This window comes from Actinotignum saccati, assembly GCF_051265055.1.
GTDB lineage: Bacteria > Actinomycetota > Actinomycetes > Actinomycetales > Actinomycetaceae > Actinotignum.
The window spans coordinates 43,121-66,662 of sequence record NZ_JBOZCC010000007.1 but is presented as its reverse complement, the minus strand read 5'-3'; the positions used below and the strand labels follow the sequence as shown (position 1 = coordinate 66,662).

Annotated in this window: 20 protein-coding genes; 6 read left to right on the top strand and 14 right to left on the bottom strand. The window is 61.0% G+C overall.

The window, feature by feature from the left end:
• Window positions 1-69: 69 nt before the first annotated feature.
• The 7 genes from ACRQEC_RS06935 to adhE all read right to left on the bottom strand — a co-directional run bounded on the left by ACRQEC_RS06935 (window position 70) and on the right by adhE (window position 8,963).
• Window positions 70-939, bottom strand: a complete 870-nt coding sequence (locus ACRQEC_RS06935; protein WP_087070323.1) for an anchored repeat-type ABC transporter permease subunit — start codon at window positions 937-939, stop codon at window positions 70-72.
• Window positions 936-1,712 (bottom strand): anchored repeat-type ABC transporter ATP-binding subunit, encoded by a 777-nt coding sequence (locus ACRQEC_RS06930; protein WP_284890379.1) that lies wholly within the window; start codon window positions 1,710-1,712, stop codon window positions 936-938. Before ACRQEC_RS06930 ends, ACRQEC_RS06935 begins: the two co-directional genes overlap by 4 nt.
• A 2-nt stretch (window positions 1,713-1,714) precedes the next feature.
• Window positions 1,715-2,977 carry a choice-of-anchor M domain-containing protein gene (locus ACRQEC_RS06925; RefSeq protein ID WP_284890378.1) on the bottom strand — a complete coding sequence of 421 codons (1,263 nt, stop codon included), beginning with the start codon at window positions 2,975-2,977 and terminating at the stop codon, window positions 1,715-1,717.
• On the bottom strand, window positions 2,974-4,665 hold the full coding sequence (locus ACRQEC_RS06920; protein ID WP_284890377.1) for an anchored repeat ABC transporter, substrate-binding protein: 1,692 nt from the start codon (window positions 4,663-4,665) through the stop codon (window positions 2,974-2,976). Before ACRQEC_RS06920 ends, ACRQEC_RS06925 begins: the two co-directional genes overlap by 4 nt.
• Window positions 4,666-4,957: 292 nt before the next feature.
• Window positions 4,958-5,695, bottom strand: coding sequence for a phosphoglyceromutase (locus ACRQEC_RS06915; RefSeq protein ID WP_016443345.1), 738 nt, complete (start codon window positions 5,693-5,695; stop codon window positions 4,958-4,960).
• An 83-nt stretch (window positions 5,696-5,778) separates the two neighbouring features.
• Window positions 5,779-5,931, bottom strand: coding sequence for a hypothetical protein (locus tag ACRQEC_RS06910; protein WP_154653577.1), 153 nt, complete (start codon window positions 5,929-5,931; stop codon window positions 5,779-5,781).
• Window positions 5,932-6,044: 113 nt separating this feature from the next.
• A complete protein-coding gene (gene adhE, locus ACRQEC_RS06905) occupies window positions 6,045-8,963 on the bottom strand; it encodes a bifunctional acetaldehyde-CoA/alcohol dehydrogenase (RefSeq protein WP_284890376.1) in 2,919 nt (972 codons plus the stop codon).
• Window positions 8,964-9,459: 496 nt separating this feature from the next.
• Here adhE and ACRQEC_RS06900 point away from each other — a divergent pair, with 496 nt between their 5' ends.
• Window positions 9,460-9,735, top strand: a complete 276-nt coding sequence (locus ACRQEC_RS06900) for a ribbon-helix-helix domain-containing protein (RefSeq protein WP_306471248.1) — start codon at window positions 9,460-9,462, stop codon at window positions 9,733-9,735.
• 55 nt (window positions 9,736-9,790) lie between these two features.
• Here the strand turns inward: ACRQEC_RS06900 and ACRQEC_RS06895 are convergent, their stop codons facing one another.
• Genes ACRQEC_RS06895 through ACRQEC_RS06885 form a run of 3 tightly spaced genes read right to left on the bottom strand, consistent with a single transcriptional unit; the run spans window position 9,791 to window position 13,259 of the window.
• On the bottom strand, window positions 9,791-11,977 hold the full coding sequence (locus ACRQEC_RS06895; RefSeq protein WP_435729861.1) for an FtsX-like permease family protein: 2,187 nt from the start codon (window positions 11,975-11,977) through the stop codon (window positions 9,791-9,793).
• An 8-nt stretch (window positions 11,978-11,985) separates the two neighbouring features.
• A complete protein-coding gene (locus tag ACRQEC_RS06890; protein WP_306471254.1) occupies window positions 11,986-12,711 on the bottom strand; it encodes an ABC transporter ATP-binding protein in 726 nt (241 codons plus the stop codon).
• Between the two features lie 26 nt (window positions 12,712-12,737).
• Window positions 12,738-13,259, bottom strand: a complete 522-nt coding sequence (locus ACRQEC_RS06885) for a PadR family transcriptional regulator (protein ID WP_284890373.1) — start codon at window positions 13,257-13,259, stop codon at window positions 12,738-12,740.
• Between the two features lie 449 nt (window positions 13,260-13,708).
• On the opposite strand from ACRQEC_RS06885, the gene ACRQEC_RS06880 reads away from it, so the two are divergent.
• The 4 genes from ACRQEC_RS06880 to ACRQEC_RS06865 are packed head-to-tail and all read left to right on the top strand — an operon-like array spanning window position 13,709 to window position 17,126.
• Complete coding sequence (locus ACRQEC_RS06880) at window positions 13,709-14,860, top strand: trans-sulfuration enzyme family protein (RefSeq protein ID WP_284890372.1); 1,152 nt, start codon at window positions 13,709-13,711, stop codon at window positions 14,858-14,860.
• A gap of 58 nt (window positions 14,861-14,918) precedes the next feature.
• Complete coding sequence (locus ACRQEC_RS06875) at window positions 14,919-15,698, top strand: transporter substrate-binding domain-containing protein (RefSeq protein ID WP_284890371.1); 780 nt, start codon at window positions 14,919-14,921, stop codon at window positions 15,696-15,698.
• 20 nt (window positions 15,699-15,718) lie between these two features.
• A complete protein-coding gene (locus tag ACRQEC_RS06870; protein WP_284890370.1) occupies window positions 15,719-16,387 on the top strand; it encodes an amino acid ABC transporter permease in 669 nt (222 codons plus the stop codon).
• Window positions 16,380-17,126, top strand: a complete 747-nt coding sequence (locus ACRQEC_RS06865; RefSeq protein WP_284890369.1) for an amino acid ABC transporter ATP-binding protein — start codon at window positions 16,380-16,382, stop codon at window positions 17,124-17,126. Before ACRQEC_RS06870 ends, ACRQEC_RS06865 begins: the two co-directional genes overlap by 8 nt.
• A gap of 94 nt (window positions 17,127-17,220) precedes the next feature.
• Here the strand turns inward: ACRQEC_RS06865 and ACRQEC_RS06860 are convergent, their stop codons facing one another.
• Together ACRQEC_RS06860 and ACRQEC_RS06855 are read right to left on the bottom strand one after the other, a co-directional pair.
• Window positions 17,221-18,129, bottom strand: a complete 909-nt coding sequence (locus ACRQEC_RS06860; RefSeq protein WP_284890367.1) for a GIY-YIG nuclease family protein — start codon at window positions 18,127-18,129, stop codon at window positions 17,221-17,223.
• Between the two features lie 140 nt (window positions 18,130-18,269).
• Window positions 18,270-19,616 carry a hypothetical protein gene (locus ACRQEC_RS06855; protein ID WP_284890366.1) on the bottom strand — a complete coding sequence of 449 codons (1,347 nt, stop codon included), beginning with the start codon at window positions 19,614-19,616 and terminating at the stop codon, window positions 18,270-18,272.
• A 667-nt stretch (window positions 19,617-20,283) separates the two neighbouring features.
• On the opposite strand from ACRQEC_RS06855, the gene ACRQEC_RS06850 reads away from it, so the two are divergent.
• Window positions 20,284-21,564, top strand: a complete 1,281-nt coding sequence (locus tag ACRQEC_RS06850) for an ATP-binding protein (protein ID WP_284890365.1) — start codon at window positions 20,284-20,286, stop codon at window positions 21,562-21,564.
• Window positions 21,565-21,753: 189 nt separating this feature from the next.
• Here the strand turns inward: ACRQEC_RS06850 and ACRQEC_RS06845 are convergent, their stop codons facing one another.
• Together ACRQEC_RS06845 and ACRQEC_RS06840 are read right to left on the bottom strand one after the other, a co-directional pair.
• Window positions 21,754-22,635, bottom strand: a complete 882-nt coding sequence (locus tag ACRQEC_RS06845; RefSeq protein WP_284890364.1) for an ABC transporter permease — start codon at window positions 22,633-22,635, stop codon at window positions 21,754-21,756.
• A gap of 1 nt (window position 22,636) precedes the next feature.
• Window positions 22,637-23,533 carry an ABC transporter ATP-binding protein gene (locus ACRQEC_RS06840; protein WP_284890363.1) on the bottom strand — a complete coding sequence of 299 codons (897 nt, stop codon included), beginning with the start codon at window positions 23,531-23,533 and terminating at the stop codon, window positions 22,637-22,639.
• Window positions 23,534-23,542 lie beyond the last annotated feature (9 nt).

Here is a 23,542-nt window from a genome sequence, read left to right as displayed (position 1 = left end):
CCAGCTCAGCTCACTAGCCAGCTAGGCTCCCGCGGCCGGCCGGCCGCGGCGTCGTCGTTCGGGCCTGTACTACACGCGGTCGCTGACGCGTGCGGTGCGGGCCCGCACTAGTTTCCCGCGCACCGGAACACTCAACCACACGAGGGCGAAGAGCGCCGTCGTCACTAAAACAATGGCCGCGCCCGCCGGAATATCCGCCGCCCAGGACAGCCACACCCCCACGAAAGCGCTCGCGCACCCGAGGAGCGGGGCGAGAAGCATCATCGTGCCCACGCGGTCGGTAAGGAGGCGCGCGGTGGCGGCCGGGGTGACGAGCAGCGCCAGCACCAAAATATTGCCGATGGATTGCACGGAAATCACCACCGCGAGCGCGACGGTGAGGTAGAGGCACACGTCGACGAGCAGCACGCGGGTGCCGGTGGCGCGCGCGAAATCGCGGTCCACGCTCACGGAGAGCAGCGCCGGATGGAGCACGGCCAGGAAAAGCAGCACGGCCGCGGCCACCACCGCGGAGGTGAGCACGTCGGAACTATCCACGCCGGTGAGCGACCCGAAGAGGAAGGATTCGAGGGAGCCGGTATAGCCGGGGATGCGCGCGATGAGCGCCACGCCGAAGGCGAAAGCCGCGGCCATAAAGATCCCGATAATGGAGTCTTCGCGCAGGTTGCGGTTTTGCGAGGCGAGCGCGATAAGAAGGGCGACGACGCCGCCCGCGACCGCTCCGCCCACCAGAATGGACCCCTGGAGCGCGAAAGCGATAACGATGCCGGGGAAAACGGCGTGGGCCAGGGCATCCCCCAGGAAAGACATGCCGCGCAGCACCACGTGCACGCCCACCGCCCCGCACACCACCGCGGAGAGCATGGCGACCAGCAGCGCGCGCGGGAGGAAGCCGAGGACCGGATTGGACAGGTCGGCTAGGAAATCAAAGAAACTCATGCTTTCACCATTCCGAGGACGCGCAGCAGCGGCGAGGAGGCCCGCACCTGGAACGTTTCCATCCACAGGTCGGCGCGGAGGATATCGGCGGGCGGGCCGGCCGCGATAATTGTGCGGTTGAGGAGGGCCACGCGGGTGGAAATATCGACGGCCTGGGTGAGGTCGTGGGTGGACATAATGATTCCGGCCCCGCCGGCGCGCAGCGAAAGGAAAAGATCGGCCAGAGAATCCTGGGTGGGGTGATCGAGTCCGGTGAAGGGTTCGTCCAGGAGGAGGATGGCCGGGTCGCGCACGAGGGCGCGCGCGATGAGGATGCGCTGTTGCTGCCCGCCGGATAACTGCCCGATGGGACGACGGCGCATCTCGAATAAATCGACCCTATCGAGCGCCGCATAGACTTTTTCCCACGCGCTCCGCCCCAGGCGCGCCCGGGCGAGCAACCCGCGGCGTTCCAGCCCGGTGGCCACCAGTTCCTCCACGCTCATGGGGTAGCCCCATTGGGTGGCGCGGGACTGGGGTACGTAGCCGATGGCACGGTGCGGGCGGCCGGGCCGGACCCGCTCCCCGCGCACCTCGACCGTGCCGGCTGCCGGGGTGAGCAGGCCCATTATGCTGCGCATGAGGGTGGTTTTTCCGGCACCGTTCGGGCCGATGAGGCCAACGAGCTCGCCGGCGGCCACCTCGAGATTCACATCGCGGAGCACCCGCACTCCCCCGAGCACCACCGCGAGGTCACGGACCCGTAGCGCCGTTTGTTCCGGTTCTGCTGCCACGGCTACTCCCCTTCCGGCACGCTGGAGCCGGATTGCGAGGTGCTGGCGGGAGCCGCATCGGCGGCGCTGCGTTCAGAGGAGCTTTCTTTGGCGGCGCCGTCTCCGCCATCGCGGGCCCGGGTGCGGGCCGCGAGCGCGGCGTCCTGGTGGCGGCGGCGCGAGGCGCGCGCCCCGATGAAGCCGGCGGCAATGAGGAGCACCGCGCCGGCGCAGCCGATAACCACCCAGCGCAGCGGGATTTCCGCCTCGCCGGCAGCCGGGTTCTGGGAGCCGTTCGCGCCGGATTGCGCCGAACCGGATTGCGCGGTGCCGGATTGCCCCGCGGCGGATTGACCGGCCTGCGCATTATCCGCGGCCGAGCCGCTGGCAGCTGCACCGTCGCTCCCGGCCGGCCACTGGGCCGCGCGGGCGTCGTCGGCAGAAGTATTCGCACCCACCGCGAAACGCAAGGTCACGGTTTTCTCCACCTGGGTGCCGTCCGTGAGCTGGGCGGATACCGTGAGGCGCACCAGGTGTACGCCGGGCTGGGTGAAGACCCAGTTGGCGTGGGTGTGGGTATTGAGGGAGACGTGCACCGGCTGCGAGGTGGCAACTTCGGAATTCCACAGCAGGGTGGGCCCGGAGAAATTACCCGAATCGACGAAGGCGGTGAACTGGCCTTCCCCGGCGTGCCCGCCGTAGGTGAGGGCCACATCGCCATTGACGCGGCTGACCACGCCCGGGTCCTGGGTATTCCAGCCGAGCCAGACCACGTCGGCGAGCTGCTGCTGCGGGATCACGTAGGCCGGGCCGGAGGCGTGAATAAAGGAATAGGCATCGGTGGCGGGCACCTCCATGCGGGCTGCCTCCCCCACCCGGAAGACCACGTCGTCCACGGAGCGCCACACCGGCGCGGCGCCCGAATCATCGCGTACCAGGAAATCCCAGCCGGTATCGGTGAGCCGCGGGCCCATATCCACGTGGCCGGAGCTGATCTCTACCGGGGTGCCGGCCGGGGCCAGCTGCTCGTCCCCGCTCACCGTTTGGGTGAGGGCCGGATCGACGGCGGTGCTGGAGCCGCTCCCGCTAGTGGAGCCCGGCGCGGTAGGCTGCGCGGGTGCCGGATCCGGATGGGCGAAGGCCCGCGCGGGCATGGCCAGCACCAGGGCGCAGCTGAGCGCAGCAAGGACCAGCGCGGCGAGCAGGCGGGCGCAAACAGGGCGGACGGCGGCAAAGCGCGCAACGCCGGAACGTGCGCTCAGGTGCGCGGTAGAGAATCGAGTCATGAGTTGTCCTTCGTGGGTTCGGAAGAGGTAGGCAGGGGCAGCCGCGGGACCTGGTAATCGGGAGGCCAGGCCGGCAGCGCGCCCGGATCGAGGCAGCTTTTCAGGGCGCGGCCATTGGCGATCATCATGGCTTCGTAGGTGGTGGCGACGCCGTCGAAAGAATCAGAATAGAGCTGGCAGACCGTCACACCCGCCGCGCCCGCCACAGCCCGCAACTCCCCGGCGTGCGAAGCCGTGGTCGGTTCCCCGAATACCGCGGGAACGCGCAGGTCCAGCAGCGTGTGGGTGAGATTGGCGAGCTGGCGCGCGGAAGGCTCCAGCGCCGGATTCGGAGTGACGAAACCGACCGTGTCCAGCCCGTAGGCACGCGCCAGATAGCCGAAGCCGTCGTGCGCGGTTACGAGCTTGCGTTGCCGCGCCGGAATAGAGGCGACGACGCCGCGCAGCCATTCATCCACACCTCGCAATCTGGCGATATACGCCTGCGCATTGGCCGCGTAGGTGGGTGCACCTTGCGGGTCCAGGGCGCTGAGCTCGGCCGCGATAGTTTCCACATAGGCGATGGCATTCGAGGCATCCAGCCACAGGTGCGGATCAACATCGCCGTGCACGTGTTCGCCGAGCACCGCCTGCGCCAGCACCCAGCTGGTCTCCCCGGCCCGCCCTAGGAAACGCCAGGCGGGATCACCGGGAATCTGGGTGGCCACGGTATGCGGCACGGCCACAACCGCACTATCTGGGGAGACCTCGGTGGTGCGGGCCGATTCGATTTCCCCGCGCAGGGTAATGACGCCACTATCGGCCATGGTGATATCCACGTGGCCAGCATCGATCACCCGGCTGCGCCCGGTGCTGGCCGGGTCCACGCCAACGGCGAAGACCACCGTGCCCTCCCCGAGGCTGCGGCTCTGGCCGTTCTCCTGCACTTCGGCGCGCATGCGCAATTCGTAGATGCCGGGGGCGGAAAAAGCCCAGGACATATGGGTGTGGGCCTGGGCGGGGAGATCCACGTGGCCGAGGTCCTCGCGCGAAGAATCGATATAGACCTTGGGTTGCCCGAACGTTCCGGTGGTGAAAGCGGCGAGGGTGCCCGGGCCGGTGACCGAGACCGCGCGCAGCGAAACAATGGGAGCCGACGTGGTGGGGGCGGAAGGGGCGGCGTCGTCGTTCCCCTCCCGCGATTGTGCCGCAACGGGTGCCCCGGCACGGAAACCGAGCCACACGGTACTGAGAGCTGCGTCTTCCACAAGCGCGATGTGGCGTGCGCCGTACGCGACGGCCGCCTCACCCAAACCGACGTTTTTTACGCCGGGGCGCCTGGTAGCATCCATGGTGGCGAGCAGCGCTTGGTCCTCCAGCAGCAATTGGTTGGAGAAGACGATGTCCGCCCGGGCCAGTTCCCGCAAGGACCGCAGTGACGGTTCAAAAGAATGCGGGTCTGCCCCGGGCGGCACAAGGGAGGTCACCTCACCCCGCTCGCCCAGAACATTCTGGGCGAGGTCCGCGAGTATCGGAGTGGAGGCGACAACCCGTGGCGCATCGGAATTCCGATCGCCAGTTTCGGCGCGGGTCCTCACTCCCGCGGCCGAAACACTACCCGCCAGCGCTTCCTGGCTCCCACCGGAAGGGATACCGGCAGGGCAGACCATCGCGAAGATGGACGCGATGGCGGGTAGCAGCTTCATCATGCTCGGACACACACCTCCGGATACGTGAATCCAGGCCGCCGGGCGGCGGCGCTGCGCTCGGCTTTCGAGGCCGGGCGCTTCCCAGGCAGCGGCCGAGCCGCTCACAAGCCGTAACGATAACCGTTATCATTACCAGCTCAATGGTAAGGGGTGGTGCGGGGATGGACAAGTCCCGGCCGCGCTGCCGTGACTGAGTTAACAGCAACAGGGCCCCGGTGTGACCGGAGCCCTGCTACCTAGCTTGCCTAGCTCAGCGCTAGCAGCTGCGAATTACGTGCGCATGACGCGCGAGTTACTTGCCCTGGTTGGCAACTTCCGCGATCTTCTTCTGCGCTTCGGGATCGAGGTAGGTGCCACCCTTCTTCACGGGCTTGAGGGTTTCCTCATCAAGCTCGTAGACCAGCGGAATGCCGGTGGGGATGTTCACGCCCACAATGTCATCATCGGAGATGTCATCAAGGTACTTGACGATACCGCGCAGCGAATTGCCGTGCGCCGCGATCATGACGGTCTTGCCAGTCTTGATGGCGGGGACGATATCGGATTCCCAGTAGGGCAGCGCGCGCGCCAGCACATCCTTGAGGCATTCCGAGCGCGGGATCGGCTCACCGGCGTAGCGGGGATCCTGATCCTGCGACCATTCCGAACCGAGCTCAATGGCCGGCGGCGGAACATCGTAGGAGCGACGCCACTGCATGAACTGCTCTTCGCCGTATTCGTCGCGGATTTCCTTCTTATTCTTGCCCTGCAGCGCGCCGTAGTGGCGTTCGTTGAGGTGCCAGGAACGCTGCACCGGAATCCAGTGGCGGTCGCATTCATCCAGGGCAATATTCGCCGTGGTGATCGCGCGCCGGAGCAGCGAAGTAAAGAGGAGGTCGGGGAGGATGTTGTTCTCCTTGAGGAGCTTGCCGCCGTGAGCGGCTTCCGCGCGCCCCTTTTCCGAGAGCGGCACATCAACCCAACCGGTGAACAGGTTCTTTGCGTTCCAATCGCTCTCACCGTGGCGGAGCAATACCAGTGTGTAGGTCATATTGTTATTCTTTCATGTCGCGGCGCGGGTTACCACGCCCTTTGCCTAGAACTTAAAGGGGAACGACGACGCTCAGCAGCCACTTAGCAGCCCGGCGCGTTCGATTCCACCGAGCAGGATCCGGGGCCCGAGGAGCTCGGGTCGGAACTGGGGTTATCCGAAGGGGACGAGGAACACGAAGCCAGGGCCAGGGAGCACAGCAGTGCGCCCGCCACAGTCAGTAGTTTCTTCTTCACCTTACCCACTCTACCGATGGAAGCTCGCCGCGGGCGAGCCTTGAGGCCTAGCGCGGCGGGCGCCGGACTGCGTGTCCCCGGCGCCCGCCACCTGCCAGGCTGGCTTTGCCGGCTTAGTTCGCCGCGCCTTCAGCTGCGCCGTCGTTCTTCTTCTCCGCCTTGGCGCCCTTCCCGGAAGCCTTTGCGGAAGCGGGCGAGGCGCCCTCGAGCTGGGTATCGACGAGCTCTTCAGCGGCCGGATCATCCTGATCGGCTTCGGCGTGCTCGAGGCTGGCCTTGGCCTTGTGATCGTAGATCTCTACCTGGGCGTTCGTGGCCGATTGCGAGGCCGAGGGCCGCGAGGAGTCACCCTTGCGCGCCTTCGCGGCCCGGCGGCGGGCCGCCTCACCGGTGCCGAGGTCGGCGAGCACATCCACGCCGCGCGAGGCGGTGTAGCCCACTTCGCCTTCGAAGGCGTCCACGATGAGGGTGCGCAGTTCGGAGACGAGCGGGGCCTTCGGGTTGGCCGGGGTGCACTGGTCCTCCAGGGCGCGGTCGGCCAGCCAGTCGAGCTTGGGCTCAAGCGCTTCCCAGGTCACCCCGTTGGCCTTGAGGCTCATTTCGATACCGAGATCCTCGGCGAGCTTGGTGACCTCGTCGATGAGGGACTGCACGCCCTCTTCGGTGGTCGAGGCCGGGAAGCCCATGTAGCGCGCGAATTCCGCGAGGTCTTCGTCGGCGCGGTAGTGCTCGTAGGCCGGGAAGATGGAGTGCTTGTAGGGCTTGGTGGCGTTGTAGCGGATAACATGCGGCAGGAAGATCGCGTTGGTGCGACCGTGCGCAATATCGAATTCACCGCCGACCTTGTGCGAGAGCGAGTGGACAATGCCCAGGAACGCGTTCGCGAAAGCCATACCAGCCATAGCCGAAGCGTTGTGGACCTTTTCCTTCGCTTCCATATCGCCATCGAGCACGGACTTGCGCAGGTTCGCGAAGATGAGCTGGGCGGCGCGGATGGACAGGCCGCGGGTGTAATCGCTGGCCATCGTGGACACGTACGATTCAATCGCGTGCGTGAGCGCGTCCATGCCGGAATCGGCAGCGGTGCGCGCGGGCACCGAATCCACGTACTGCGCGTCCACAATCGCCACATTCGGGGTAATCGCGTAATCGGCGAAGGGGTACTTGACGTGGGTTTCGGCGTCGGTAATCACCGCGAAAGGCGTACATTCCGAACCGGTACCCGAGGTGGTCGGGATGGCCACGAACTGGGCCTTGCGCCCCAGCTTCGGGAAGCGGTAGGTGCGCTTGCGGATATCCATGAACTTCTGCTTCATGCCGAAGTACGAGGATTCGGGGTGTTCGTAGAAGAGCCACATGGCCTTTGCGGCGTCCATGGGAGAACCGCCTCCCAGGGCGATAATGCAATCGGGCTGGAATTCTTCCATGAGTTTCGCCCCGCGGAACACCGTGGTCGAGGAGGGGTTGGGTTCCACGTCCTGGAAGATGTTCCAGGCGACGTCGTCCCGGCGGGCCTTGAGGTGATCGATAATAACGTCCACGTAGCCGTTCATGACCATGCCCGGGTCGGTGACGATGAAGACACGCGAGATCGCGGGCATCTTCTGCAGGTACTGCGTGGAGTACCGCTCGAAGTACGTCTTCGGCGGAACCTTGAACCACTGCATATTGTTACGCCTTTCCGCAATTCGCTTGATATTAATGAGGTCGACGGCGCTGACGTTATGCGAGACGGAATTCCGCCCGTAGGAGCCGCACCCGAGCGTCATGGAGGGGATGAGGCCGTTGTAAACGTCGCCGATGCCACCGAGCGCGGAAGGAGCGTTGACGATAATGCGGCAGGCCTTCATCCGCAGGCCGTATTCGCGCGCCACGTCCTTATCTTCCGTGTGAATCACCGCGGTGTGGCCCAGGCCGCCGAAACGCAGCAGCTTTTCGGCCACGTCGAAGCCTTCGGCGTCGTTTTCCACGGTGGTGTAGCCGAGCACCGGGCACAGCTTCTCACGCGAGAAGGGTTCTTCGGGGCCCAGGCCCTCCAGCTCAACGAGGAGGATCTTCGTGCCGGTGGGAACGTCAATACCCGCACCTTCGGCGATGCGGTCCGCGTTCATACCCACAACGTCGGCGCTGATCGTGCCATCCGCCTTGACCATGAACTTAGCGAGCTTCTTCTTTTCCTCCGGGGTGACGATATGGCAGCCCATGTGCTCAAATTCAGCAAGCAGTTCTTCACGGATCGAGGCATCGATCACGAGGGACTGTTCGGAGGCGCAGATCATGCCGTTATCGAAGGTCTTCGAGAGGATGAGGTCGTTAACGGTGCGCTTGATCTTGGCGGTCTTGTGCACGTACACCGGGGCGTTGCCCGGGCCCACGCCCAGGGCCGGCTTGCCGGTGGAGTAAGCGGAGGCCACCATGCCCGCTCCCCCGGTGGCGAGGGCCAGGGAGATGGAATCGTGGTTGAGCAGGGTCTTCGTGGCTTCCAGGGAGGGAGTTTCGATCCACTGGATGCAGTGTTCGGGGGCGCCGGCGGCAATCGCGGCGTCCAGCATGACCTGCGCGGCCAGCGCCGAGGACTTTTGCGCACTGGGATGGAACGCAAAAATAATCGGGTTGCGGGTCATAATTGAGATGATGCACTTGAACATCGTGGTGGACGTCGGGTTGGTCACCGGAGTCACCCCGGCGATCACGCCCACGGGTTCGGCAATTTCGATAATGCCCTTTTGCTTATCCTGGCGAATAATTCCCACGGTGCGGTCATACTTGATGGAGTTCCAGATATATTCCGTGGCGAAAAGATTCTTGATGCACTTATCTTCGTAGAGGCCGCGGCCAGTTTCTTCAATGGCGGCCTTGGCGAGCACCATGTGCTGATCAACCCCGGCAAGGGCCATCGCGTGCACAATCGCATTAATCTTTTCTTGATCGAAGGCATCGAATTCTTCGAGGGCGGATATTGCCTGCGATGCCAAGCGATCGATCATGTCACCAACGTCGGTGCGGTCACCAATTTGCTGAGTGGTAGCCATAGTTCGCTTTCTCCCGATGGATCCGCGCCTGTGTCACCTTCGGCATATAGCGTTGCCCCGCGCTGCGGGAGGCCCGCGGTGCGGGAGAACGCCGGCTCTTGACGAACCACGCGCGTTTCCGTGCGAGCCGTGATGCCGGTTGCCGGCTCCATCGTCGCTCGCGCCTTTACCTTAGCGAATGAAAGATGCTTGCGTTGTAGCGCAGCTCGCACCGGGCGCGCCGCCGGATGAGCGCGGGGAAAGTCGGGACTTTCTGCCTGTTACCTGCGGTTTTACGCGCGGAAAACGCGCTGAAAAGCCCTGAAAATTCCTCAGAAAATCGCGGCTCGCGCGCGCGGTGCGGAGCTAAAAGTAAAAGTCAGACAACTTCGCGGGACTGATGTCCCCTTCTTCGCCTCCCGCAAAGTTATTTTTTTCACGACGGCGCTAGCCGGGCAGGGCGTGCTTAGGCGGGTGGAGCGGCGCTTCACGGGGCTCCACTCACGCCGCCGGCGGGATGCCATTTTCGTATTACGATAATTCTATGGATGAAACGATTAAGGGAATGCCAGTTACCGAAGAGCAAATACAGGCATGGGCCGCTGAAGCGGAAACTGGCTACGACGTTGACACTCTTACTAAACGGGGGCGGGGACGCCCCGGGCGAGGCGCTGTTCCCAGCCAGGTGGTTGCCGTCCGTTTCACGCCAGAGGAAATTAGAACCATTGACGCCCGTGCTCGGGAGCTCAATGTGACACGCTCCGAACTGATTCGCGAAGCCGTCTTAGCATGACAATTTCACTCATGCCTCAGCCCGGAAACATGCACCGAAAACAAAACCGGCGGGGCTACTCCTGCGCGTTATTGGCCGGCTCGCTCACCCGGCGCAGCGCGGGCACGAGGGCCAGGACCGCGAGCAGGGAAAGCACCAGCGCGGCCAGCAAAGCCACCAGCAGCACGGGAGAGAAAGAAGCGTCCAGGGAAACAGAACGCATCTCCATGAGCAGCCAGCCCGCCCCGAAACCGGCCGCCGTTGTGATTGTGGCGATGACCGCCAGCGGCAGCACCGACTCCACCACGAGCATGGCGGCCAGCTGGCGCACCTGCATGCCGCTTAGGCGCAGGGTCAGCAAAGAGCGGCGTCGTTCCAATAACCCCGCGTACGTCGAGACCAGCAGCGACACAATCGCCACCGCAAAGGTCAGCGCGATTCCGGCGTAGACCAGGTAGGTCATCGTCTCCACGGTCTTGTCCACCACCACCGCGATGCCGCGCCCACCTGCGAACACATACACGCCGCCCGGCTCAGTGAGCTGCGCATTCATGAGGACCGTGCGCACGGCCTCAATATCGCCCGGCTCGCGCAGGTCCAGCAGCACCGCGCTCGCCTCCCCGGAAATATACGCGTTGTAACTTCCCTGCACGGTTTCGGCTAATTGCGTGGCATCAGGAGCTTCGACGACGGCGCCCGGCGCATCCGCCAAATCCCAGAAATTCACGCCCATCACGCCACCGCCCTGGCACGTGAGTCCCACAGCCCGGGCGGCGGTATCGCAGGGAAGCACCACCCAGGACCGCGCGAGATAGGGCACGGTAAGAGCCTGGGCCCCCGGAATATTCGCGGGAATCGCCCGGGCCGCGGCCTCGGCCTGCTCCGGGCTGAGGTTCGCGAGCACCGCGGTGGTGGCCGGCATCTTCTCCGCCACGGTCGGCACCTGCGCGCCCAGGAAATCCACTTCGGAAACAGTCGTAATAAAGAAGGTACCGGCGAAAAGCGCGAGGATCACCCCGGAAACCGAGCGGGCGATCCGCCCCGAATGCGCCCGCACGTACTTTTGGCCGATAATCATGGGCGCTCGCTGCGCCCAGCGCGCGCTCAGGCCAGCCAGCGCGTAGATCAGCCAGCGCGCCGCCACCACCAGGCCGAGCATCATGATGACCAAGGCCAGCAGGAAGAGATTTTGTTCGGTGCCGGTGGCGTTATCCGGCTCGCTGGTGACATAGAGGTAGCCGAATATCGCGCAGGCCAGCGCGATACCGGCGAAACTGAGCGGAGAGGGGAGGGTGAGAGTGCGGCGTCGTCGTACCACCCCCAGGGGCGTGGCATCGATGCGCCGCAGCCCCCACAGATTCGCTCCCACCACCATCGCAATAATCGCGAGCGCAGCAAGCGCGTAGGCCAGCGGCGTGACCGCGAGAGACTCGGCCCAATAGCGCCCGCGCGCCAGCGGGATCTCCGCGAGAAGCGGCCGCGCCGCCGTGAAAAGCGCCGCACCCAGCACGTAGCCGGCCGCCGCTCCCACCAGGGCCTCAAGAATGAGAATCCCGCGCACCTGCCGCCGGGTAGCCCCCACCAGGCGCAAAGTGGCGTAGCGCTGTTCGCGCTGGGCACTGCCGAGCGCCGCCGAAATGGAAATAAGGAAAAGCACCGGGAAAAGCAGCACCACCAGGCCGATGAGAAGCAGAATGAAATTCGGGTCGCTTCCGCTGGAGCCGGCCGGCTCGAAGGACGCGAGGCTGCGGGCATCCTCCACGTCGCTCAGATCGGTGCCCACCACAGCGAGCAGGTCGTCCGGGCCGTTGGTGAGCTCCTGCGGCAGCGTGCCCCGATCCACGCGCCCGAAGCGGTTGCTCACCGCGGGATTCGCGCTGGTTTCCAGCAGGGTGCGGGCACCGCGGGAGAGCAGATATTCGCCGCGGCCCGGCCAGGTCATGCCGTGCAGTTGCGCCGGATTGCTCACCCCGGCCGCGTCCACATACACGACCTCGACCTGCGCCCCACCGATCACCGCAAGGTCATCGATACCGGGGCGATACATTTTTATGTGCGACGACGCCGCAGCTGCGGGCAGATCCGAAACAAAAGGTGCATCGTGCAGGGTGTCCTCCCAGGATTCGGCGGTGCGATCCAGGGTGGCGTGGGTGAAAGCCGCGAAGGCGAGCAGGAGGACGGTTCCGAAGGCGACCGCGCCGGTAATGAGGGCGAGGCGGCCTTTGGTGCGGCTGAGGGATTGGCGTACCACGATCCAGGCCATATGCATGGTTATGCCTCCAGGATTCCGTCGTGGACGATGATCTCGCGGTCCGCGTAGGCGGCGATTGTTGGTTCGTGGGTGACGAGCACGACGGTCATGGCGTGTTCGCGGGCCAGTTGGACCAGGCCGCTCATGACGTATTCGGAGTTGAGGGAATCGAGGGAGCCGGTGGGTTCGTCGGCGAAAAGGATGCTGGGGTGCGGGCTCAGCGCGCGGGCGATGGCGATGCGCTGGGCTTCCCCGCCGGACATTTCGCCAGGCAGGGCCTTCGCATGGTCCGCCAGGCCGACACGTTCGAGCCAGCGGTACGCGGTGGCATAGGCGGCGCGTTTCTTGGTGCCGCCCAGGAGGAGCGGCACCGCGATATTATCCAGGGCGGTGAGCTCCGGGACGAGTTGGCTGAATTGGAAAACGAAGCCGAAATCCTCGCGGCGCAGCCGAGTGCGGTCGTTATCGGAGAGCGCGGTGAGCTCGCGGGGGTGGGTTTTGGGGTCCGGACCAAAATAGGTGACCGTGCCGCTATCGGGAAGTTCGATGCCGGCCAGCGCGTGGAGCAGGGTCGATTTGCCCGATCCGGAAGGCCCCATAATCGCCAGGACTTCCCCGCGGCGAATATCCACGCTGACGCCGCGCAAGGCCGCGGTTTTACCGTAGCTTTTCGCGAGGTCGCGGGCGGAAAGAATGAGATCGCTCGCGGCTGTCGCGGCTGCGATGCCCGTAGCCGCCGGGCTCATATCCGTGCCGGTCACAGTGGTATTGCTCATAGCTCCTCCTTGAGCTGGTCGAGGCGCGAGGAGGTCAATTGGATCCACCGCAGATCTGCCTCGATATGGAAAATGGCGCTGTCGAGAAGAAGTTTTTCGGCGAGCGGGGCGTTCTGTTTGCGAGCGGTGAGTTCGCGCATGCGTTGCTGGTGGGTGGCCCGCTGCGCTTTGAGGTAGCCGGAGGCATCGCCGGTGACGAGGAGCGAAAGAATCGTTTTGAAATAGAGGTCTTCTTGGAGGGCGAGCGCCGGGACTTCCGGGGTGGCCAGCCATTCACGCAAGGAACGCTCCCCGGTGGTGGTGAGGGCGTAGCGCGTGCGGCTCGGGCCACCCGAACTTTCATGAACATCGACCTGCGCGACTTTGGCATCGCGGGCCAGCCGCGCCAGGGTGGCGTATACCTGGCCGGCCAAAATCGGCTTATCTCCCGCGAAGTAGCGGTCGTAGAGCTTTTTCAACTCGTAGCCGTAATTCGGTTCGCGGGTAAGCAAACCGAGGAAGGCGTACTGAACTTCCATTCCGATACCAACTATTCACTCAGTAACTAGTTCTACTAGTCACCGAGTGTATAGCGGCCAGTGCGGGGTGCGCAAGGAGTGCGGGAGCCATACCGAAAAGTAAGTGCACCGGGCGGGTTGCGGTGATAGCCACACGGGCACGCGGGACGGCAGGCGCGGCATCGTCGTTACTACCGCAGGTCAAGGAGGCAAAAACCGCAAACGATTTTGCCACTCAGTTTGCGTCGCACGGATTTTGCCATTACCCTTTCAACCATGGCTCATAACACCGCTGCATTCGTATCCGCCTCCATGGCTCTGGGTACCTGCATGTGTATGTGCATGCGAATGTGCATGTGCCGCTAAATTCAGTTAGCGCATTTTCCGCCGCATCGCCCGTAGTGGGCACAATTCCCTTATTTTTCGGATAGCAGTATCCGTAGTTTCACGCACCCAAAAATGGATTAACTATGCCTAAAACCCTATCTTTTGCCACCCGAGTTGTTAACGATTACTCCGCATCGCGCCCGGATGACCAGTACCGCGCGGTGATCCCGCCTATTTATTTGGCCTCCACTTTCGAGCAGCCCACCGACGGCTCGGCCGGACCGTACGGGTATCAGCGCAGCTCCAACCCGACCCGCGGCTCCGTCGAATCTGCGGTCGCGTACGTGGAAGGCGCCGAGCACGCCCTGGCTTTTGCCACCGGAATGGCCGCAACCGCAACGGTATTTTCCTCCCTGACCACAGGCGACCGGGTTTTACTTACCTCCTCGGTGTACGGCGGCACATTTCTCTTTGTTGATGAATTTTTCGCCCGCCGCGGGATAACCGCCGAGTTCGTCGACGATTTCAACGAGCTGACCGAGATTCCCGAGGATACCGCGCTGGTATTTCTGGAATCGCCCACGAATCCCACCCTGCGGGTGACCGATATTTCTCATGTTGTGACTTTGGCGAAAAAGGTTAATGCCAAGGTGGTTGTTGATAATACGTTCTCTACCGCCTACCTGCAAAAGCCCCTGGAACTGGGCGCAGACGCCGTGGTGTACTCCGGAACAAAGTATTTCGGCGGGCATTCGGACGTTTTAGCGGGCTTCATTTTAACGAACGACGACGCCTGGTATGCCAGCCTGAAAATAGCCTCCAAGGCGCTGGGTAATCCCCTCTCCCCTTTCGATTCTTATTCGATTCTGCGCGGGTTGAAAACGCTTGTTATCAGGCTCGACCGGCAGCAAGAAAACGCCGCAATCCTGCGGGACTACCTTGAAAATCACCCGGCAGTTTCGCGGGTATTGGCACCCGGCTGGTATTCCGCGAAAGAAAAGGAGATTCACGCCCGTCAGTCGAAGGGCGACGGCGCGCTCTTCGCCTTTGAGCTCGCTGAAGGTATCGACTTCCACACCTTCGCGAAGAATTTGAAGCTTATGCGCTTCGCGGTTTCCCTGGGCTCCGTGGAAACTCTCATCTGCCACCCGGCAAGCATGATCCACGAAAATCTGAGCCCGGGAGAACGCGAAAAGGCGGGCATCTCTGATCGCCTGCTGCGCTTATCCGTTGGCATTGAGGATGCTCACGATCTCAAAGCCGACCTAGAAAATGCCCTGTCCGCTATCAACTAAGGGAACCATCAGGTACCCAAACTATTAATCACCCCAACCATCAATTAAGGGAACCACAATGAAGAAAATATTTAAGGTGCTGGCTGCCGGCCTTGCCGCCGCGACCGTACTGAGCGGTTGCGGAGCCAAGAAAGACGCGCTCGCCCAGGTGGAAGAATCCGGAAAACTCAAAGTGGGTATCGAAGGCACCTTCGTGCCCTACGGCTACCACGACGAGTCGGGCAAGCTGGTGGGCTTTGAGGTGGAGATCGCCAAGCTCATCGCCCAAGATCTGGGCGTTGAACCCGAATTCGTTGAGACGAAATGGGATTCGCTCATTGCCGGGCTCGATACGGGCAAATATGACATCGTCATCAATAACATTAACCCGACCGAAGAACGCCGGCAGAAATACGATTTCACCAACCCTTACGCCATTTCTCGTTCCGAGATTCTGGTGAAGAAGGGTGCCGGTATTACCAAGCTGGAGGATCTGAAAGGCAAGAAGTGCGCCCAGACGCCGTCTTCTGACTACGGCCAGACTGCCGCCGCGGCCGGCGCCGAGATCGTACCCACCCAAGGTTTTTCGGAATCAACCCAGCTGATCATTAACGGCCAGGCAGACTGCACGGTCAACGACGTGGTGACGGTTTCTGACTTCCTGAAGAAGACCACCGCCACCGATCTGGACGGCATCAAAGTTCCCGGCGGCGAACCGGTCCAGATTTCGGTCATGCTGGCCAAGGGCTCCGATCCCCTCAAGGACAAACTCAACGAATCCATTGCCAAGGGCCTCAGTAATGGCTCGTACGCAAAGATTTTCGAAAAGTACATTGGCGAAGATATTTCGCCTAACTAAGCCCACATAAAAGGTACGTCATGAATACGATCACGCTATGGCTCGAGTCTTTTCCGCAACTCTTAGAAGCCACGTTAAAAGTTACGATTCCGCTTTCGCTCATCTCTTTCGCGATTGCGCTCGTCTTGGGCATCATCACCGCCCAGCTGCGGCTATCGAAGAGTCGGATAGCTCGAGCCATAGCGTGGTTCTACGTGTGGATTTTCCGCGGCACCCCGCTCCTCGTGCAGCTATTCATCGTCTTTTTCGGGCTACCGAAGGTTGGCATCACGCTATCGGCCTGGCTCGCCGCGATCATCACTTTTTCCCTCAACACCGGCGCGTATATTTCCGAGGGAATCCGCGGGGCGCAACTCTCCATCCCCTCCGGCCAGTGGGAGGCCGCATCCACCTTGCGGCTCACGCATTGGCAAACACTGCGGCACGTTATTGGCCCGCAGATCTGGCGGATCGCCCTGCCCTCGATCAGTAACGAGTTCGTGAACCTGGTGAAATCAACGTCGCTGGCGTCCGTTATTACTATTTCCGATGTTTTCCAGATCGGCCAGCAGATCACCGCGCGCGTCTATGAACCGCTGGTGCTGTACGTTGAAGTCGCCGCGATTTACCTCGCCATCTGCACCCTGCTGACCTGGCTGCAGGCATACCTGGAAAAGAAGACCTCGAAGTACGTGGTGAAAAATGATTGAGATTAAAGACCTGGCTAAGACTTTTGGCACTGATATCCACGCCTTAGGGGGCGTCACCGCGAGCTTTTCGCCCGGCAAGACCACCGTTATCGTGGGCCCATCCGGTTCAGGTAAATCCACGCTGCTGCGCACGCTTAACCTACTGGAGGTCCCCAATTCCGGGCACATCAAGGTTGAGGATTTCTCGCTTAGCTTCCCCGCCCAGGTGACGCGGGCGGATAAAGAAAGAATTCGTTCGCATTCGGCGATGGTTTTCCAGGGTTTTCACCTGTTCCCGCACCTGACCATCCGTGAGAACGTTGAACTCGCGCCACGGCTGCACGGGAAAGACCAGAAAGCCGCGCGTGCTGACAGCGAGGCATTACTTGAGCGAGTTGGACTGAGCGCGAAAACACATGCGTATCCAGCCGAGCTTTCTGGCGGCCAGGCCCAGCGGGCGGCGATCGCCCGCGCGCTTGCCATGCGCCCGAAGTATCTTTTGTGCGACGAACCAACTTCCGCGCTGGATCCGGAGCTCGCCGCCGAGGTGTCCAAGGTTCTGTCCGAACTGGCCAGCCAGGGGCAAGGCTTGATCGTGGTGAGCCACGATATGAATTTCACCAGGCGCGTGGCCGACCAGGTGGTTTTCTTGGACGCTGGACACATCCAGTACGAGGGTGCCCCGGAAGATTTCTTCACATCGGCGAACGAGCGCATCGTGAAATTCCTATCGGTGTACGACCCGGCAGAAAACCTGTAGGAGTGCGGCGCGGGTTGCGGTGATAGCCAGGCGGGCGCGCGGCCCGGCAGGCGCGGCGTCGTCGTACTAATATCGCGCGCACCCGCGCACGTTCCTAGGCGTTATCCGCTTCCCATTCGCCGAAGGTGCGGCCGTCATCCGCGAGCCATTCGCGCCGGCCGTTCGAGGAGCGCCCCAGGATCACCGCGGCCGCGGTGGAAGGCGAGCCGAAGGCAATATCGCGGGTGAGAACCGCGGCGCCGCCGGAAATTTTTATGGAACCATCGTCGACGAGCTTGTGATGCAACGCGGCGTAGCTGGTGTAGGAACGGAGCGTCGATTCGGAAGCGCCGCGCAGGTGCCATTCGGCGACGACGCGCGAACCTTTGAGAACGAAATACTCGCCATCCACCAGCTGCATCGTGGCATCCACCCCTTTATTGGCCTGACGCAGGTGGAACAGCGCATCGGGCCGCGCGGGCGTTTCGGGAGCGGGAGCAGCGGGAATCGTGGAACGCGAACGCAGCACATTCACACCGAGAATCGGGAGAATGACCTTGACGTTATCCAGGAAAGATTCCGCCGAGGCTTGCTGCCCCTCCGAAAGCTTGCGCAGCCGCGGGACCTGCTTGTTATCGGGCATGGAGCAGCGCTCGGCGGCCTGGGCAATATCCACGAGGCGCGATTCCAGGTAGCCCCAATGCCCCTCGTTGAAGGATTTTTGCATGCTGCCGATAATGACGACCCGGTTCCACTGCGGTTTGCGCTGGTCGTGGGTGCGCAGGCGCTCGCTGAAATTTTCAGTTTTGCCGATGTAGCACCAGGTGTTGTCGATGGCGTCCGGATCCGCGCCGAGGAGGAGATAGACGCCGTTGCCGTGGGCGTCCTCGCGCCGCAGCAGTTCCGATAACTGGTCGCGGCGTGCGGATACGACGACGCCCGTCCAGTCGGCGATGCTTGCCGTCATGATCCCGCCGGGCGTGCCATCCACCAAGAACAGCTCAATCGCTTTGCCGCGTGCCATGCCACCAGTGCCTTTCCGGGGTTCTATCAGGGGTTTACCTAGACGCAGCTGCGTTCCGCGTCTAGGTTCCCCCGATGTGCCGATGCTCCTCTCAGATTCTATGTGAAAGGAGCCGGCGGGGCTGGAGACGGCAGGGTTCGTTATTCACGCAGCCTTCGCAGGCCTACGATGCCCGCGCTTATAAGGGCGCAGGAGAACGCAGCCAAGGGCAAAGTAACTGCGCCGGTATGGGCCAAGCTCGTGCTGGTGCCGCCTGTGTTGCGCGGGTGGTTCGGCGTGGGCGAGGCTGGTGGATCTGTTGGGGTAACAGTCGGGGTTGTAGCCGTTGGCGTATCGGTTGGTGTCGCGGTTACCGGAACGGTCGGCGTAACAGTTGGTGTTGCGCTTGGACGCTCGGTCGGTGTTACCGTCGGCACGGGGCTCTGCGTCGGCGGGGTAGGTGTGACCGTCGGACAGTCTGGCGTAGGAGTTGGCGCAGGCTCTCGCGATGTTGGTTCTACCGTCGGCCGCGGTTCCGGGGTCCCTGTTCCGCTTGGATCAGGCGTTTCCGTCTCATCTGGATCAGGCGTTTCACCACCCGCGGGCGTCAAGCCACCTGGCGACGGCGGCACTTCCGGAGCTGGCAATGTCGGCGTAGGACTCGGTGAGGGAATTAGTAGGGGCGGGGGCGCAGTGCCCACACCCGGCGTTGGGACCGGATCGGGAGTGGGTTCCTCTTCTTCCTCATCCTTGGGTTCGGAAGGCTCAGGTTTGTCAATAGGTTCCGGCGGGCACAATTCATTGGCACTCAGCACCTTCGAGGTGACTACGTCTTCCGTATCCTGAGTTCGCGCAATTAGCGATAATTTAGTTCCCGCAACCAAGTTATCGCTTGGGACGTTGAGGTCGAGGTTCTCAAAGGTCGTCGATTCGCCGAAGTAGCTATCGCCAATCTTAAGCCGATACGTAGGGACGCGGTTTTCTACGGCTGGAGTGGTAACTCCAATATTTTTCCATTCGCCCCAGCGCGTCTCGCGCGCGAGGTACGTTATCGTTACCGGCTTGGCAGCTTGGGCATCGCTCGTTAGGTCAAGTTCACCATCACAATTGAAGTACTGTGGTGTGCCCAGAGTAACTTTGGGATTGCCCTCCTCATCTCTGACGATGAGCGCGGATTGAATTGGATTCGCGGGTTGCCACTTGCAGTTATAGGTATCATTGATGCGTAGCTTCAGAAAGGGGGCCGCGAAACCAGTCAGCTCACTCGTGAGAACGACCTTGACAGGAACCTTGAGCCTGTACTTCCGATTCGTTTCCGTCACGCTAAGTTTGGTTTCGCCCTTATCACAACTCGACGCGATACCGAATTGCGCCGCTTTATCAATGAACCCCGTGCCATTTTCCAGCTGCTCATCAATCCCCACGCCGAGGGCCGCTGGAGTGGACACACTCAACGAGAGGAAGGCGACGGCGACTCCCGCGAGTGATCGGAGCAAGAGATCCTTCATTCATTCACCCCAATTCCAGGACAAATAATGGTTCATTCATATCTCCAGTGTTGTTCCGCGCCTCGCAGTGGGTGGCAGTGTGGAATTCGCACAGTTCCACATATCCAACGAGCAGTGACGACACGGGCGCAACACCTAAATCGTTTTACATGTTAACACGCAAACATACTTAGTTTTGGGACTAAATATAGTGATATAAGGGCGATATATTTCCAATATGTTTATATTTGATTCTTACCCCATCTCTTGACTATTCCGCGCGCCACTATAGCATTGCAGCTAGCTTAGAATGCACTCCCGCCTGGGCAAATGCACCCATTCACCAACACCGCTAGCAAGCCCCGCAATTTGGCTGCCAAATAGTAAAAAGCGGCAAATATTTCGCTGTGACGAATTTACCACCGGCGATGACCGCCCAAGAAAAATGCGGCCCGATGAAACTGAATGAAAGCTGTAGGCATGGTCGAAAGCTTCATTAAGATGCCTGATAGATACCTTGGCATGCGCCGCATGTGGCAGCCTTCGGAGGCCATCTAAGCGGCATAAGTGACGTAAGCGATGATCCAACTTGCACAACAGAACCTGTCCAACCTGCACAATAAAAACGGTCCAACTTGCACAACTGGCGTGTTAACATGTGATACGAGAGTGAAAGGAAGATATCCATATGGGGGATTCTTCAGCCCATCCAGCCTATTTACCTCGGGTAGCCGACAGCCTGCTGGCGCGAAAACTCAAAGTAGCTGGAGCTGTACATATTCAAGGTCCGAAGTGGTGCGGCAAAACCGCCACCGCACAACAAGCAGCAGCGAGCGCTATCTACTTGCAAGACCCTGATCGCTCCGCTGATTATCTTCAACTCGCTTTCTCAAAACCCTCCCTCCTCCTGGAAGGGAAAAGCCCTCGCCTGATTGATGAATGGCAGATGGCTCCGCAGCTCTGGGATGCAGTGCGCTACGCCATTGATAGGGAGCATGGCCGCGGCAGATTTATTTTGACGGGTTCGTCGACGCCGCGCCAATCTGAGATGCCGAGCCACTCAGGCGTTGGCAGATTCGCGCGGATCACTATGCGCACCATGTCCCTGTGGGAAACGCGGGAATCAAGTGGCGCGGTTTCTCTTACCGAGCTTTTTGACGGCCAGCACGATATCGGTGCTTTAGTCAATTTCGATATTGAGCGAATTGCTTTCACAATTTGCCGGGGTGGCTGGCCCGAAGCCGTCACCGAAAAAGACGAGGGCACCGCCCTTGATATGGTGAAAGAGTATATCCAGCTTCTCTTAGATACCGATATTGCACAGATCGACGGAATCAACAGAAATCGCGCCTGGGCGCAGGCAATTTTGCGATCCTACGCCCGTAATATTTCTTCTCAGGCGACACTGGCGACCATCGCGCAGGATATGCAGGGAGAACCACCCGCGCGCAATACCGTTTCTGATTACGTGGACGCTTTGAATAGGGCGTTCGTATTCGAAGATTTACCCGCGTGGAATCCGCGCCTGCGTTCAAAGACGGCAGTTCGCACCAGCCCCACCCGCCATTTCTGCGATCCATCGCTAGCCGCCGTTATGCTCAACGCCACCCCGAAGAGGCTTTTGACCGATTGGGAAACTTTCGGGCTTCTTTTTGAATCGCTATGCGTGCATGATCTGCGGGTTTATGTTGACGCCTTGGGTGGTCAGGTCTACCACTATCGCGATAAAACAGGCTTAGAAGCCGACGCCGTCCTGGTCTTAGATGATGGGCGCTGGGCCTTGGTTGAGGTGAAACTTGGGGAACAATCAATCGACCAGGCAGCCGAGCATCTCAAGAAGCTCGCGCAACGCATCAATACCTCCCACGAGGGTGAACCCGCATTCTTGCTTGTGGTTACCGGAACTCAAGTGGCTTATCGGCGTGACGACGGCGTGCTGGTCGCGCCATTGGCGGCGCTTAAGCCTTAATGGTGTCAAGCGCAAGTTGAAAATGCACGCCTAGCGCAAGGAAAAATGCACACCCAGAGCAACCAAAACTGCACGCCCTCGCCGAACAGGCAATCTCGTCCGGCGCCCGAATGCCCCTACGGTTACCACCACTTAACGCCGGCCGGCCCTATCATCCGTCAAGACCGGCTCGGGAGTGGGATTTGATTGCTAGGCTACGTCCCTCCTGCACAGAAGAAAGATGCCCAGAGAAGCGCAAACCACCAGCCAGCAAATTATGAAAATCACAGCTACTAGACCTGAATGCAGCGTGTTAACCCCGGGCGAAGACAGGATGCTAAGCACTTCAGTTCTGTCCAACGCTGCCGGAAGTGAACCAATATTCCCCGTCAAGGTGAACCCGTGCAACACTTTGAAGAAGCCAGAAGATCCGGACAGCATTCCAATGCCAAGCGTTTCAATGCCGAAGGTCCAGCCGAGGCCAAGCATCACAGCACCCAGGATCGACCTGGTCAAATACCCGAACAAAGACCCCAAGACCGCATACGAGAAGAGCCCGAGAGCCGTGGCACCAAGACCCAACATCGTCCCGCCGAAATCAAAGCCGAACCGCACACCTTGAATAGCAGTGAAAATAGTCGAGTACATAGCCGCCGCAATAAAAGAACACAAGCCCATAACCAAGGAGACGACCGCCATGGTGATCAATCGGCTGATTCCAAGCCACCAACGTTTGGGGATTCTTGCCAAAAGGACACCCAAGGTCCTTGACTCGTAGTCACTGCAGACCAGGATGGCTCCTACGGCCACGCCAACGGGAATGCCGTAAAGAGGGACAGAAGCTGTCACGTATTCACCCAACACCGACAATTCGAGGCCTGCCCGTAGAGCTTCAGCAGCTTCGGGTCCGATTGCGTCGGTCGCAGTGCGGTAGACGATGTACGGAATGAGATAAGCAAAAATCACGATTTGGAGAACCCAGATGAGCACAGCTATCCGAATCGCCGGCCTAAGGGTCGCTGCCTTCACATCTGTGCGAACGATCTGCCACAAATCTGTTGACGAGCTTTTCTGGACACTAACAGTACTCATTTCACTGCTCCTTCTGAGTCATCGACAGATAGGCGGCTTCCAGGGAGTCTCGTCTTTTGACGGCCCCGACCTCGATATCCTCCTTAACTAGGGCCTTGACCAGATCGGATGCATTCACATCCTCCGGCAGATAGGCAAGGAGGCTTGAGCCCTCGACCTTAACCTTGACGCCCATGCCCTCCAATAGCTGTGAAGCTTTAGCCAGGTCCCCCACCTGCAGCTCTAATGGAGCCTTACCGTTGAACTGTTGGCGAAGCTGCTCTGGCGTACCGTTAGCCACAAGTTTGCCCGAGTCCAGGACGGTGACGGTGTCGCAAACTTGCTCAATCTCTCCTAGAAGATGGCTGGAAAGCAAGATTGTGGTTCCGGACTCCCGAAGTGTCCTCATCAAATCTCTGGTTTCCGCAATCGCCTGCGGGTCCAGGCCATTGACCGGCTCATCAAGAATCAGCAACTCAGGCTTGCCTAGAAGAGCAATGGCTATTCCGAGCCGCTGCTTCATGCCGAGAGAGTATCCTGAGGCCTTATCTTCAGCGCGATTGGCCAATCCAACAAGTTCGAGGATACGCTCACATTCAGCACTGTCCACACCGAAATATCCGGCAAATAGAGCCAAATTTTGCCTTCCATCAAGGTGTTTATAGAAGGCGGGCATTTCAATCAGTCCACCCACCTTGTGGGCCATCTGCCCGGCGGGATGGCCGAATACATTAACGATGCCGGATGTGGGTCGAATCAGATTAAATAGGCACTTCATCAACGTAGTTTTACCGGCCCCATTCCTACCCACCAGCCCGTGGATAGCACCCTTTTCTACGGTGAAATCGAGGCCATCAAGCGCCACCGTTCCTGTCCGGTAGGTTTTACTCAGGCCATGACAGTCCACAACTTTTTCCATTGGCTCTCC